Below are 13824 nucleotides of genomic sequence, written 5' to 3' on the forward strand. Positions count from 1 at the left end.
CTATCTTAAGGCTGGGGAAAGCCGAGCGTTTCAGCTTGAATTTGGTACGTTGACAGAAGCCGATGAAGTAAAGGCACTGGAACGCAAAGCAAGCCAACCCGTCTTTGTCGATCATTACAGTGCCTTTGATAAGAAGTGCTGAGTATCTTAAAGCCTCACGAAAGCCATTGCGCTGTATTTATCAACATATTCTTTTCATGGATACCAGCACACAGGCAGATCTAAGGATCTGCGAACAGCCGGTAGATACTTTCTGAGTAGATGGGCTTAACAGCCGGGATGGTGTGTACCGGGCGGCACTAAAGGCTCCAGATTTTCAAGGTTAATCGTTTTGGGTACCTCTTGCTGTTTCTCTTCCCAAAAAACTTCCCAATCCTGTCGTTTCTCGAGCTTACTGGCGTCGGGATCGGCACTCCAAATCTGTACTAATGCCTCCCGCGTATTATGTTCTACCCAAGGGTCAAAATGGTTATAACTGGTCAGCAACAGGGCAGTCGCTTCTTTAGCGCCCATACGGGCCAACACTTTGCATGCGCTAATTTTTACGATATTCGTGTGATCCAAAAAAGCGCGAAAGATCAATTCTCGCGCCTCTTTATTTTTTGTCGTATCTAAAAGCTCTACACAAGTACTGCGCACATGTTCATCAGGCGTGTATATGTATTGGAGGAAGATCCGTTGCGCGGCGTCGGGCGTTATCTCTCCGAGAAGTTTCAGTATATGACAGACCGTATTGGGCAAATAGGACGGCAAAATAAATTCAATGAAGGGGAGCAAATCGTGTTTAGCGCCCATGGCAACTAGTGCCCGCTTTGATTCTGAGGCTCTTGTTGCGTCAGGATCACTCAGACGCACAATATACATGAGCACATCTTCCCGTTGATGTCGATCCAGTCCTGTTTGTTGGGTCAGAAGTTTGTCTTGTTCGTCGGCTTCTTTTTGAAGCGCATCAAAATCAACGGTGCCGTCATTACTATTTTTTTCAATCGAATGAATTTCATTCTTGCGCAATTTGATTAGCCGATCCCCAACAAGAACCTCCACATAATCTTCCATATCCCGCTTGACGATACCCTCTACTTTCACGCTGCTCTTCATTGTGATCGTATCGGCAAAAGAGTCCGGGCTAAGGAGCATAGACAGGGATATTAACAACGAGTAACTAAGGGCTGCACACAAGCTACGTTTCATTTTTCTTGCCTTCATTCCGTAACGTTTATTATTTCAGTTTGTCTCATCAACCATAGCTTTATTTTAGCCGGTTACACGTCGATAGCTGAGACGGTGTAAAAAGGTCCGGGTCGTGTCTTGCGGCGACCAAAACTCGTTTACCCGTTGATCATAAAACAATTTGAAGCTTTCACAACCTTTTTGGTCTGTACCTGCGACCAAAACCCCTATATCAGGACAAACAATAGCGCCGCGTACTTCCATTGCACCGCCTGAATTAGAATTATGCCGCACGCCACTTCTGGTGATAGCAAAAATAGCATTGTTGCTATAGAGCAGTCCGTCAAATTTCCAAGGACTGTTTTTGGGCCGCGCCATTTCATCATTCCACCAAAGATGCCGCAGCGTATCTTCAGAAATCCAATTGTTGGTGGGATTCATATAATGAAAGGAGGATCGGTCCAAAATGGTATTGGGACGGATGCCTAATTGCGTGAGTCGCGCTGACAGCGTTTTTACATTGCCGCCCGGTTCGTCATAACGGACCGCGTGCTCTTCACTTATTTTTGTGTACACATAAATGTTATTCGGCTGAGAATCGCGGATCCCATAAAAACGCGGCCGGTACGCAGGGTCTGCCAAGGCTTTTTCCAACTCCAAGTTATTAAACAACTGAAGTTCGGACTGGGTAAAACTAAATTGCTGTCCCTGACGCTTCACCTGTTTGCCTTTGGAGTCGACCGTATAGGTTGAGATCTCGCCGGCATCGGCTACACCCGGTGAGAAATAGCCGCGATCGAGGGTTTCCGTTGTCTTCCCCACTTTACGGTTGACGGTGCTCGTTTGCACACGCACATTAATACTGTCGGCCGAGTTCGGAAATTTCGCAGTGTCGGCACTATGATTTTTTCCACGGATCGTGAGATAATCGCCCATCAACACGCTGCCGCCGGTAATGACAGACAAGCCGTTTTTCGTGCCGTCGGCAGCCACGCCAAATTGACTTCCATCTTTATAGGTGACGTCGCCCGTAATATAGCTATTGCCGCGAACGAAGATTTCGCCCCAGCCGACCACTTTGCCTGCCATCATCAAATCGCCATTCACCGCCACTTGTCCATCCAGCCGAATGGGGTTGGCGTCGGTACCGACGAGAATAAGATTGCCGTCATAGCGTCCTGTGGACGCGACTACGGAAGCTGCGTTATTAGAACTGGAGGGCATGGAGGTTTGCGTATACTGACCATTCTTCGGCACTCCATAGACCACTCCCCCTTCAATGGAACCTACCAATAATTCCGCCACCTGCTCATATTCTTCATCTTCAATATAGCGGTTCCCATTATCATCGGGATAAGGGGCGGGAAACTCTTTGGGAAGAACACCATCGGTCATTTGTGATTGTTCGGTAGGATAATTGGTGTAGAGACTGGCATACTGTTCCAGCTTACCCGTGTTGCGGTCAATCTTCGCTTCTTTTAATCCTTGACGTACAAGCGCACCGTTGGACTGTTGTGTTAAGCCTCCATGTTCTTTAGAGAATTGGAAGTGCTGAAAATCACTCTTCTCAATTGTACTGGAAGACATGGGCACATAGGCTTCATTATAAACTTGACCGCGCGTATAAATCGTTCCTGCCACCACCGAGTCGGCACTGGTTGTACGGTATAAAAGCGCTTCCAAAGTAGCTATTTTGATCCGGTCAAAGGAGCCATATTTCGTACGATCTTTATTCATGCGTTCATCAAGATTGTAGAAGGATGCGTGGCACAAGATACAGTTAATATAATTTGCCAAAACGGCATATTCATAGCCATTGAATAGGGCGCCGCTTACGCGCATACTTTGTTCCACTTCGCAGCGTTGCTCTCCATAGGTGCCCGTTGAGAAGATGGTAAACATCACACCATCAGGAGTATCCGTTCGCAGTAAGCGCACCGCTTCCACTGTCGCTGCCACTGAAGTATCTAAATGGACGGGATCTGAAGGCACCACAATATCAATGGCTTGATCGCGCGCCACCACCCGATTGATAAATCTTTTGTAGGAGCCCAGATTGCCGACCACATTGTCGTTGTACAGCACATATTGGTTCCATACCCGTTCAACGGCAATATCAATGCCTGACTTTGCCGATTCTTCGGCAAGACGCATAGCCGTAACCAAATCCGTATTGGCATGAGACGAGACCAACATACGACCGACGAGCATGACGCCGCCGAGAACAACTACAATGCAGATGAGCGCCAACAATAGCGCCATACCACTTTCTTTAGAACGAAATTTTTTCATAAGTCCTCCTTGTTGAAAGTTTCAGTTTGGACTCAATTCATCAAATACACATCTTCCTGAATCTGGCAACGAACCAATTGCCTAGGGCGTGTTGCCGTGAATCGGGTCAATATCAACGTAATCCGCAAAATATCTTGGTTTTCGAGCAGTTCAAACTGTACTTGCGCGACATTATTGCTTGCTCCTATAACGCGATTCTGTCCGCTTTGTTGACGTACCAGACGACGGGTTAACATTCCGTCGCCGTTCGCATCTTCGCCTGCGTCCAAAGCGGCATTACCTAATCCGCCTGCAACGGCTCGATCTTCATTTTCATGGGTGATCGTGATGGGATCACTGAATCGGGTGAATTCTTCGTTGAGCGGAATCTGAAAACGGATCGTTCTGCCGTTATCAAGCACTTCAAGACCACGCACGTTTGGGGGTAGCAGATCGCCCGCTTCCTGCGGCTGGATGGCCGTTTCTACTTCTCTACACAGCGAAATCATAAGGCTCCGTGCTTCGGATTGAAGTTCGCTTTGTGTCTTACTCAGTGAGACCGCGCCAATGGTCGTTTGGATCGCCACAAAGACAAAATACGAAAGGAAAATAACAAGCATCAGCGCGATGACGACTTCGACGAGTGTAAATCCTGCTCTTTTCATAGCGCTAAATCCTTAATGATCCGAAATGATAGCGCTTGCAGACATTGTATAGCGCCGCACTCGCAATCCTGTCCATGAGGTGGTCACCGTCACAAAGACAGGATTTGTGTTCATTGCAGGCGAAAGACTTGTACGGGCAATGTTTCCTGATCCATCGGTACAATGAAAGGCATACTCTTGCCATGGTAATAAAAAGAAGGGCTGCCACTGATTGATTTCCGCCGGTTTGATTCGATCTTTAGAGGTCGGAAATTTCCCGATCCATTCTAAAAGGACACAGGGAATCAGCGGATTATCTTCTGAACAACCGGAAGTAGGCTCAGCGTTATAAGCGACCTGACGTAAATTCGACAAAACAGACTTGCACCCGTTCAGTGCATTGGTCCGTTGTTCTTCTATCAATAAAACATGAAAGGAACTGATCAGGCTTTGCGCAACCACACCAAGTACTATTAGAAAGAGGCTCATAGCAAAGGTAATTTCCATGAGCGTAAATCCTTTGCGGTCGGAGCCCTTTCCGAAACAAAATATGTTATCTCGCCATATTATCAGCATCTTATTTGTACTCAGCATCCTATTTTTCCTGTACATAGTGTACCCAATCAACACGTCAATAGGCAAATCCATTCCTGAAAAACACTACATCAAAATACTCCTTTTTATAGAAAAGAGGGGTTTAATGCACGATACTTTTTTGGTTTTTTGGATATACAATCTGTTAATTTCTCTCCTACAATAGCGATGCAAAAAGACCCTATCAAACACGCGGTCTTAATCTCCTCGGTGGTCGATCTCAACAGGGATTTTTAAAAGGCTGTCTCCGTTCTGATTCGGTTCATCACGTCCGGGTTTGGAATCCTTCCGCTGTTTATGCTATTAATCTTACAATAAAGTGTGCGGGTTCCGGGTATAATACAGTATTTATAATCGGCGTATGCCTACATTGTATACCCATGTCATTATTCATGAACCATACTTGTAGAAGCAGGATTACGAACTACATGACGAAAATACATCCAACAGCGATCATAGATCCCAGCGCCGTGCTGGGTGAAAATGTGGAGATAGGTCCTTATACGATTGTTGAAGAACATGTGCAGCTGGGAGAGGGTTGCGTCATTGGTCCCCATTGCGTCATTGGCAAAGGGACCCACATGGGCATCAACAACCAAACTTTCAGCGGCGCGCAAATCGGTGTTTGCCCCCAAGATCTCAAACATCTTACCGATCGCATCGGCCGGACAGTCATAGGCGACCACAACATATTTCGTGAAAGCGTTACAGTCAGCTCCGGGACGGTCTACCAAGAAGATGATAGGGAAAAACAAACCAAAATCGGGGATCGCTGTCTGTTTATGGCTTGCTGTCATGTGGCGCACGATTGCAACATCGGTAACCGCGTTGTGATGGCGAACAACAGCGGTCTTGCCGGGCATGTGGAAGTGCAAGATGGCGCGATTCTTGGCGGTTTGGCCGGTGTCCACCAGTTTTGCAGAATCGGTACCATGGCCTTTATCGGCGGCATGTCACGGATCAATATGGACGCTTTGCCGTATATGATCATGGAAGGTCATCCGGCGCGCTGTTACGGCCCCAATGTGGTTGGCTTAACCCGCAACGGCTTCGGCAAAGACGCGATCATGCGCATCCGCCGCTGCTTCAAACTACTCTATCGTTCCGGTTTAAATACTAGTCAGGCGCTAAAAGAAATCGAGAAAAGCATTGATGACGGCGATGATAAACACGTCTTAATTGAATTCATCCGCTCTTCTCAACGCGGCATTTTACGGTAATACCTTAAAAAAACATTGCAATCATTCATCTCCCCTGTTATAGTGATTGACGAAGTGTTGGACGTGTAGGACAATCTTGTTGAGCGGCTTTAGAAACGCCCGGGACGAGGGATTTGCGATGGATAAACGGAGCATACTGATTACAGGCTGCGGCGGTTTCTTAGGCCGTTTTATTCTTGACCACTATGTACGGCACTATCCGGATTATCACTTCTTCTTACTGGAACAAGGTTCCTTTCTCACGAACTTAAAAAAACGACTTGAAACAGAGTATCCATCCGAAAGCAATGCCGGTCGTTTTTGTGTTTTCGAGGGAGATATTACCCGATCCGATTTGGGTATTGATAAGGGACTGCGCCAACGCATATCCGATCACACCATAGCCGCCATTCACTTGGCGGCACTCTACCATCTCGCCGCTCCGCGGGAAGTGTCCATGCAAATCAATGTGGCAGGCACACGCCATGTCCTTGATTTTTGCAGCGCCTTAAGACAATTGCGTCGTTTTGCCCATGTCAGCACCATTGCCGTAGCGGGCACATACCGGGGCATCTTTGATGAACGGGATTTCGATGTGGGGCAAGGTTTCAAAAACTACTACGAGGAAACTAAATTTCTGGCAGAACAATTGGTTCGTGACTATACAAGCGATTTCTCCACCTTTATCTTTCGACCTGCCGTGGTGATGGGTCATAGCAAAACTGGCTTCATCGATAAAGTGGACGGGCCTTATTATCTTTGGGTCAGTCTGGCGCGACGTCTGCTGCTCATCGCTCCTGACAGCGGTCCCGTGCGGAATAATGTGGCGCCTGTTGATTTTATTGCGGAAGCTTTGGTGGAACTCTTCGAGAAAGAAACAGCAATTGCCGGCACCGCCTTCACGCTCATCGATCCTAATCCGCTCAGCTACAACGAATTTCTTGATCAGTCCTGCGCATGTTGGCCGCGCAGGAAGCCTTTGCTGCGGCTGCCCTATCGTTATTTTGCGCCCTTGGCACGGTGGCGTTTTTTTGAATGGATTTCCGGCATTCCATGGCAAGCCTTTCAATATGCCGACCAAGATATCCGCTATACCGCGCCGGAAACTACGGAGCGATTGGCAGCCTTGGGCGTGCACTGTCCCCCCTTCACCGACTATCTCCCGATGTTGGTTCAGTATTTCAAAGATCACTTGCAAGATCAGGCACTGCGCCGCGGAAATTGGCGCGCTCTGCTGCGTCAATGAAAGACAGCGCAAGAATCTATTGGGCTATAAGCGTTGTATTCCCAGTCCGCCGCCAACTTCAATGACAGCGCCGGGACTGTAATCAAAGTATCCGGCACACAAGCCTACCACCGCCTTCCCCACATCTTCGGGGCTGCCCCAACGCTCGTTTAACAACAATCCTTCGGCGATAAGTCGGTCATACTTTTCTTTGGCGGCGCTGCTCATGTCCGTTGCGATGATACCGGGCTGCAGATCGTAGACATTGATACCTTGTGGTGCAAGTACTGCAGCGAAACATTGTGCCGCCATACTTAATCCTGCTTATCTGATACAGTATTCAGCGCGGTTGGTGCTGACAATACGCGATGAGACGCTGGTAATAAAAATAATTTTGGGGGCTACAGACGTCCCCTTTTCTACTTGTCGCAGCATTTGTCTTGCCACTCCTTGTGTGAAAAAGAATGGACCGCGCAGATTAATATCGGTGAGGCGATCAAAACTTTCCGGAAGACAGTGCATCATATCACGGCGTTCTAAAGGCGCGACCCCGGCATTATTAACAAGCACATCAATCCGTCCAAACGCGGAAAGACTTTGTGCGATCAAGCTTTCATGTTCGTCCAATGCAGCAATATTCCCTGCCAACGGCAGGAATTGTACACCGTGGGCCTCCACTTCGCCTTTGACCCGATACAGACCACTTTCTTGGTTATCGGGATCTGCCTTTGTTGCCATACCGGCAATATGATAGCCCGCCGCTGCCAATGCCAAGGCAATACCTTTACCTATACCTCTGCTTGCTCCCGTAATAAGGGCAACACCTGCGGTCATTTGTTTCTTCTCCTGCCGTCGTTTTTTATGCTGTCCCGTTTATCCAAAAAAATCTAAAAATGTTTCTTCGATAATCCGATTGCGCTCCAGCATATTTTCAATTTCTTTTATTTTTTTATGGTCTTTTTTCAAGGTTGCATCGGCAAGGGCAGTCATCAAGGATTCACGCAATTTGCCTAACCCGCTTCGAACCATTTCCATCAGTTGTTCCGGGGACGGCGTCCGCTCCTTGAGCATGGCATGCAATCCCTCTTGATTGTTGATCTTCAAAAAAGTGGTGAATATAACAGGCGCATCTTCCGCGTCTTGGTCGACGATGAGTATCTCATCCAATTCTTCGAGCCACGTATGCAACTCGGATTCGGAGAGATCCGGTGCCTCGTCGCCGCAGAGCGACAATAAGGTTGTGAGCGAAACCAAAGGATGTTCCGATTCTCTCAGGGCAGTAACACATTTCTTGAGGATTCGATCACGTTTCAATTGGTTTTTTTCCGGAAAAGGAAGGATGGACATCAATGGATCCTCTTATATACTGACTTTTCTTTGCACGATACAGGCGCAGTTATTTCCGCTCATTCTTCGAGCAAATCTACTTCTTTCAAAGTCCAGGTGTTTCGGTTGATGCGCACTGTTTTGATTTCGTGCGGGCTAAAGACCAGTTTAAAACACTTATCGAAATAAGGCAGATGCAGCCGTGTTTCCGCAGAACGTCCCGCCGTCTCGTAGCCGCGGATGATAATATCATCACCGTCTTCCGAGCATTTAATCACGCTCAGCAGCACATTGTCCGACTCCGTGCCGAGAAGACCCGCCTGCAGCGTTCGGTCGCCGGGATGCGAAGATTCGGGATGGACAATAGGCGGCGCATTGAGTTCCCAAGCGGCTTTCACGACACCGGCATCGCGCCAGTCGCCAATATGCGGCATGAGCGAGAGTTTCACACGCTGCCATCCCTGATCCATAATGGGCCAACAGGCGTTCGACTCAAAGCGGCCATTGTCGTGATGGGCGTAGGCGGGACTGCGCAGCAAGGACACACGGATCATCCCATCCAGCACATCAAAACCATATTTACAATCATTGAGTATGGCAAGTCCGTAGGGAATGCCGTCGATGCTGCCTGTCAGATCAATCCATTGCTGCCCCGGTTCTTCTTGTCCGTTGGGCATGCGGATTTGATATCCGTAAGGCACGTCATAGGTCGCCAACCCTTCTTGAATGTTGGTATTAAACATAAGTTTTAACATTTGGTAGCGCTCTTGCCAGTTGATGCGCAGGTCGCAATCGATCCGGTTATCGTCTCGGTACAAGGTATATTCGGTGATCACTTCCGATTGCCCGTAACGGCTCACAATGCGCATGGTGACCTGTACATCACCCTGTTCAACGATACGCATATCGGTGACGGTGAAGCGCCCCGCCTCTACCCGGTATTCGTCGACGCCGTGGCTCCACGTGTCGCTGTGGTCGACCATAGCTGCCAACACATTGCCGCCTGTGCCTACTTCAAGTTTGTGGGTATTATCGACGAGCCGCACGATTTCGCCGGTACACGGGTTAAATTCAATGCGCCACCACATATTTTGAAGGCAACAGGGGCCTGCCTCTAGGGGCAGGGCTTTCCGCGCCATTTTGGCGCCGTCACGGACATGAAAGACACGGTATCCCATGGCGGGCAGTTCCGCTAAGAAACGGTATTGTTTATGGCCGATCCGCTCGCCGCGGATAGGCTGGCTCAGGACTACAGTTTCTACATCGTCAACAAAATGGACCGGCTTTTCCAGAAAGCGTTCCACACTGGGCGGCGCAGTCAAGGGCGCTGTGACCGGCCACGGCAAGGGATTGAAAGCGATGATGGAATTACCTCCGGCTGAAGTGTCAACGTTTTTCGCAATCTTTTGTATGGCGGCATTTAGAATCACATCGGCACGATGCCGGGCAGCACCGAGCTGATCGCGCGAATCTTCATAGGTCGATTCGAGGCTGGTACCGGCTAGAATATCGTGGAATTGATTGTAGAGCAGGTCTTTCCAGCATTTTTCAAAGGCGTCGTGAGGATAGGCATCAAAGCCAAGGAGCCACGCAATGGTGGCGAAGCGCTCCGCCGTCATTAAGGTATGTTCTACCTGTCGATTCAAGCGTTTTATATCGGAATGGGCGGTATAACAACCGCGGCCGTGATGCTGCAATTCGCGTTCTAATGTGGGTATGGCGTCTTTATTCGTTGACTCTTCGATAGCGGCGAAAAACTTGCTTAAGGTAGAGTATTGAACCTTGCCTTTAGCTTGGGGATTATTTTGTTCATAAGTATCTATATGTTCCAAGTTTTCACGGGTCGGACCGCCGCCATGATTGCCGACGCCATAAAAACACAAGACATGTTGTTGACCGGGCATGAGGCTGGACAGTCCGGGCAGCAACTTCATTTTTTCGACGATTTCATGGGCAGGCGCGTCATAGCCCAAAGGGATTTGCGAAGTCAGCAGTTGTGAACCGTCGGCGGCCTGCCACCAAAAGAGGGTGCCGCCGGGGTACATCATTTCTCGGTAGGGCTCCGGGCGCATATAGGCATAATGGGTCATCCGCAATTTAGTTAAGATTTGAGGTAATGTTCCGGCGTGCCCAAAAGCATCGGGATTAAATCCGACTTTGCAAATGCGTCCAAATTCACGTAAAAAGAAACGTTGTGAATAGAGTCCTTGCCGAACAAAAGATTCGCCGCAAGGAATGTTGCAATCGGGTTCGACCCAGAACCCGCCGGCGATTTCCCAGCGCCCCTCTTCAACCCGTTTCTTGATCTTTTCGAAGAGTTCCGGCTCACTGTCCTTCAGCCATTGATAGAAACATCCGCTTCCGCAAACGAAACAAAAAGAATCGTGTTCTTCCATCAAATTAAGAACACTTCGCGCCGTGGCACGTACCTCCTCGAAACCTTCCTGCCAATTCCACAGCCACGTGGGGTCAATATGTCCATGGCCGATCATGTGCAATGTCACTTTTTCCATAGAGTTGACTCCTTGTAAGTGAGGGGCTTTATCCCAACTTGTCTATCGCAGTTTTGCTTCTATTTTACACAACTGAGCGATAGGAGTCACTTATCAAGTCAATAGCCGGCTTGTCGGTGTTTGGAAAGAGCCGTTTCTAAGGAAGCTTTGAGCGCCTTCCGCAGAAAATACGCCTCCTGCATGCCCCCTTTACGAGGCGCACACCTGCTCCAGAAAATCAATCCGCCGTGGGACTGTCGGTCTCCGGCCGGGAGCTAATCGCCGGCTCATGCTCTTTTTCGCCGGCATCACTCTGGGTATCTTTTGCCGCGCTGCTCTTCGGCGATTCGTCCAATACATCGATGGTGAGCCGACCGATAAGAGGCAATATCTTCGCTTGCCTGAACAAGTCCCCTTCTGAAAGGCGGATATGTGTCACATCCACGGGCAATTGATTAAAGGCAGGATCTACATCGATCCAATCGCCCAGCCATACACAGGCCCATTGGTGAAAATAGAATCCGGAGGGATTGCCTTCAACGTAGATGAGCCCCGCCACTTCTTTCGCGGGAATCCCCACGGCACGTGCTAATCCGACAAAGAGCACGGTATGCTCTGTGCAATCACCTTCCATGCTATCCAGTACTTCCAAGGCATTGGACAAGCGGGCGGAATAGACATTACGCATATTCTTGCTTATCCATGTGCAGAGTGCACGGGCCGCTTTTAATGCGTCCTTCTCCTCCCCAATAATTTCACGCCCTTTTTGGATGAGCCGTTCATCGTCGCTTTGCACATAGGTGCTGGGCTTCAAATAAAATTGCACCGACTCTTCGGTAACAGGCAAGGTTGGTACAGGAAGAGGCGCAAGATCCGTTTTTTCTGCATAGAATCGGATCTGATCATTTGCAAAGGTCATGGTCTGACGACGATCATTGAAAACATGAGATTCGCGTAAGGGGCCATTCAGCATGAGATGGAGCCAGCCGCGCTGACGAGGATTGGCAATAGGCTTGTCAAGGAGCACCGCATTGGATACCATCGTGTCGACGCTATAATCTACGTCTTTCGCAGCATCCTCCGGCTCAAGGCGCGTGGTAAAGACTTCAGAAATGACATCTTCCACCGTAACCCCGCCTTCCGTGACGTAGGTGGAGGATTCAATATCCATCAAATCAATGACACTGTGGATTTCATAGACTTTGGTGGGTACGCCGTTGAACACGCGATTTTCCACATTAACAATGCGGCTGATCCCCGATACTTCTTTTTGGTACATAGGTTCAAAGGTCGAGAAATTAATCACGTCACCCGTTTCCGGACCGCTGCGCGCCCACAAGGCGTGGCGCAGCGCATCTTGTACCGTTTCGTTGGGCTCGGGAAATAAATCTTCCCGCGTTGATCCACCCAGTATACTGGTCATTTTCAGACCATTTTCTTGGACATGAGCAATAAAGCTGGAGGATTGAGAAGGATCGCTCATTTCCATGTCAATGCGCTGCAGCTTGCCTTTACTGTCGTAACTGCGCTTTGAATACATGTGCATGGCTTGTTTCGCACCGGACATGGTCACTTTGAAATGGGCGTCTTCGATCACTTCCGTCACGCCATTTTCATTGCGCCCGATTTGTTTCTCCATGAATCCCACTTTTTGGCCATTAAAATAGAGGCCATACCAGTTCTTGCCAAGGAAAGGCGTAATATCAAGGGGCTGACCGAAAACCATTGCCCCGTTCAAAAGTAAGATTGTCATACATAACCATTTCTTCATGCAGCAAAGATCCCTTCTATTGATTGCCCCTCATTCTAACGTATTACCGGGGTCAATGTGTACCCGCTTCCGGCGGTGTACTCCTTCGCCGGACATACTGCCCAAGCATTAGACTTATTTTTTAATGAACCTCTCTTGCAACAACTTGGTTCCGATCGCAGGTTCCTCCTCTGTCCATCTCCGAAAAAACCAAAGATTAAGAGCATCCGCTTTTAGGTCTTAATCCAAAAAGGTCGAACACATCAGTCTTCTTTGATTCATTCCTGCAGCACTTCGAACAGTCTGCGCGGAACAGGCTTCATTAAAGATGCTTTTAACCTTCTCCACCATGTACAATGGAAGTACGCATCAACGCATGATAAATCTTGTACAGAATATTTAGCGGCTCAGACAAATACCCTTAAGGAATAGCGCCAATGAATTTTTCCGGTATGATAAAAAGTTTTGTTTTGATATTTATTTTGGCAGCGACCGTCGCTTCGGGAGCGACTATCGGTATTATCACGGATGGCAACTCCGTCTATTGGAAAGCCTTGCAACAGGCGGCGCAAACAACAGCCTCAAAAACAGGCGTTGACCTGCTTTTCCTTAGCCTTGCGCCTGCCACGGTTGCCCAACAACAGGAGCTCGTCAATCAGCTTTTGACGCAAAATGTCCATGCTCTGGCGCTCTGCCCCATCAAAGCTGGCGAACAAAGCGCGTTTTTATCGGAGCTTGCCGGAAAGACCAAACTTTGTACGCTGCTGGTGGATGCGCCGGACTCAGGCAGACGTATTTTTTTCGGCCGTGACGAAAAAAGAATAGGCGAGATGCTGGCAGAATTGTTGCCGGAGTGCGTTCCTATGGGTCTGAAAATTATGCCCTTTTGTAAGGATCCCGAAGATAAAGCCGGCAAAACACGGCTCGAGAGTTTCATAGCACGTGCCGGCGAAGACTATTTCCTTGAACCGACTTTTGCCGATAGCGGCGATCGAATGCTGGCACAGTCAACGCTTGAAGATCTGTTGGTTAAACGCCCGGAAATAGCCGCTTATATTGGATTAGAAAGCTACCACGCGGGATTAATGGTTCATGCCGTGGTAGGAAAAGGCCGTGCCCGTATGGTGCGGCTTCTTGGCGTTGACAGTGGGCC

The 13824-nt window shown here is 48.7% G+C and carries 13 protein-coding genes; 4 read left to right on the top strand and 9 right to left on the bottom strand.

Going from position 1 to position 13824, the window contains the following annotated elements; genetic code table 11:
• The coding region (locus GX117_01845) for a hypothetical protein (GenBank protein ID NLO32089.1) at positions 1–142 on the top strand (142 nt) is incomplete at its 5' end.
• A 125-nt stretch (positions 143–267) separates the two neighbouring features.
• Here GX117_01845 and GX117_01850 read toward each other — a convergent pair.
• From GX117_01850 to GX117_01865, 4 genes are all read right to left on the bottom strand, one after another.
• Positions 268–1191, bottom strand: a complete 924-nt coding sequence (locus tag GX117_01850) for a HEAT repeat domain-containing protein (GenBank protein NLO32090.1) — start codon at positions 1189–1191, stop codon at positions 268–270.
• Positions 1192–1254: 63 nt separating this feature from the next.
• The gene (locus GX117_01855) at positions 1255–3462 is read right to left on the bottom strand and encodes a hypothetical protein (protein ID NLO32091.1); all 2208 of its coding nucleotides are present in this window, start codon (positions 3460–3462) and stop codon (positions 1255–1257) included.
• Between the two features lie 32 nt (positions 3463–3494).
• A complete protein-coding gene (locus GX117_01860; GenBank protein NLO32092.1) occupies positions 3495–4106 on the bottom strand; it encodes a type II secretion system protein in 612 nt (203 codons plus the stop codon).
• Positions 4107–4118: 12 nt separating this feature from the next.
• Complete coding sequence (locus GX117_01865; protein NLO32093.1) at positions 4119–4592, bottom strand: hypothetical protein; 474 nt, start codon at positions 4590–4592, stop codon at positions 4119–4121.
• Between the two features lie 515 nt (positions 4593–5107).
• On the opposite strand from GX117_01865, the gene lpxA reads away from it, so the two are divergent.
• On the top strand, positions 5108–5899 hold the full coding sequence (gene lpxA / locus GX117_01870) for an acyl-ACP--UDP-N-acetylglucosamine O-acyltransferase (protein ID NLO32094.1): 792 nt from the start codon (positions 5108–5110) through the stop codon (positions 5897–5899).
• Between the two features lie 118 nt (positions 5900–6017).
• The gene (locus tag GX117_01875; protein NLO32095.1) at positions 6018–7124 is read left to right on the top strand and encodes an NAD-dependent epimerase/dehydratase family protein; all 1107 of its coding nucleotides are present in this window, start codon (positions 6018–6020) and stop codon (positions 7122–7124) included.
• Between the two features lie 24 nt (positions 7125–7148).
• Here GX117_01875 and GX117_01880 read toward each other — a convergent pair whose 3' ends face one another.
• From GX117_01880 to GX117_01900, 5 genes are all read right to left on the bottom strand, one after another.
• Positions 7149–7415: an SDR family oxidoreductase gene (locus GX117_01880; GenBank protein ID NLO32096.1), complete on the bottom strand. Its 267-nt coding sequence runs from the start codon at positions 7413–7415 to the stop codon at positions 7149–7151.
• A gap of 12 nt (positions 7416–7427) precedes the next feature.
• Positions 7428–7937 carry an SDR family NAD(P)-dependent oxidoreductase gene (locus tag GX117_01885; GenBank protein NLO32097.1) on the bottom strand — a complete coding sequence of 170 codons (510 nt, stop codon included), beginning with the start codon at positions 7935–7937 and terminating at the stop codon, positions 7428–7430.
• A gap of 39 nt (positions 7938–7976) precedes the next feature.
• Positions 7977–8417, bottom strand: a complete 441-nt coding sequence (locus tag GX117_01890) for a hypothetical protein (GenBank protein NLO32098.1) — start codon at positions 8415–8417, stop codon at positions 7977–7979.
• Between the two features lie 92 nt (positions 8418–8509).
• Positions 8510–10942 carry an alpha-mannosidase gene (locus tag GX117_01895; protein NLO32099.1) on the bottom strand — a complete coding sequence of 811 codons (2433 nt, stop codon included), beginning with the start codon at positions 10940–10942 and terminating at the stop codon, positions 8510–8512.
• 217 nt (positions 10943–11159) lie between these two features.
• The gene (locus GX117_01900; protein NLO32100.1) at positions 11160–12674 is read right to left on the bottom strand and encodes a transglutaminase domain-containing protein; all 1515 of its coding nucleotides are present in this window, start codon (positions 12672–12674) and stop codon (positions 11160–11162) included.
• Positions 12675–13108: 434 nt separating this feature from the next.
• Here GX117_01900 and GX117_01905 point away from each other — a divergent pair.
• Positions 13109–13824, top strand: a 716-nt coding sequence (locus GX117_01905) for a substrate-binding domain-containing protein (GenBank protein NLO32101.1), incomplete at its 3' end; no start/stop codon positions are given.

The organism is Candidatus Hydrogenedentota bacterium (assembly GCA_012523015.1).
Lineage (GTDB): Bacteria > Hydrogenedentota > Hydrogenedentia > Hydrogenedentales > CAITNO01 > JAAYBJ01.

Excerpts from the sequence above, each read along its gene's own strand:
- GX117_01850 (NLO32090.1), bottom strand. The coding sequence starts at position 1,191 with ATGAAACGTAGCTTGTGTGCAGCCCTTAGTTACTCGTTGTTAATATCC.
- GX117_01855 (NLO32091.1), bottom strand. The coding sequence starts at position 3,462 with ATGAAAAAATTTCGTTCTAAAGAAAGTGGTATGGCGCTATTGTTGGCG.
- GX117_01860 (NLO32092.1), bottom strand. The coding sequence starts at position 4,106 with ATGAAAAGAGCAGGATTTACACTCGTCGAAGTCGTCATCGCGCTGATG.
- GX117_01865 (NLO32093.1), bottom strand. The coding sequence starts at position 4,592 with ATGGAAATTACCTTTGCTATGAGCCTCTTTCTAATAGTACTTGGTGTG.
- lpxA (NLO32094.1), top strand. The coding sequence starts at position 5,108 with ATGACGAAAATACATCCAACAGCGATCATAGATCCCAGCGCCGTGCTG.
- GX117_01875 (NLO32095.1), top strand. The coding sequence starts at position 6,018 with ATGGATAAACGGAGCATACTGATTACAGGCTGCGGCGGTTTCTTAGGC.
- GX117_01880 (NLO32096.1), bottom strand. The coding sequence starts at position 7,415 with ATGGCGGCACAATGTTTCGCTGCAGTACTTGCACCACAAGGTATCAAT.
- GX117_01885 (NLO32097.1), bottom strand. The coding sequence starts at position 7,937 with ATGACCGCAGGTGTTGCCCTTATTACGGGAGCAAGCAGAGGTATAGGT.
- GX117_01895 (NLO32099.1), bottom strand. The coding sequence starts at position 10,942 with ATGGAAAAAGTGACATTGCACATGATCGGCCATGGACATATTGACCCC.
- GX117_01900 (NLO32100.1), bottom strand. The coding sequence starts at position 12,674 with ATGACAATCTTACTTTTGAACGGGGCAATGGTTTTCGGTCAGCCCCTT.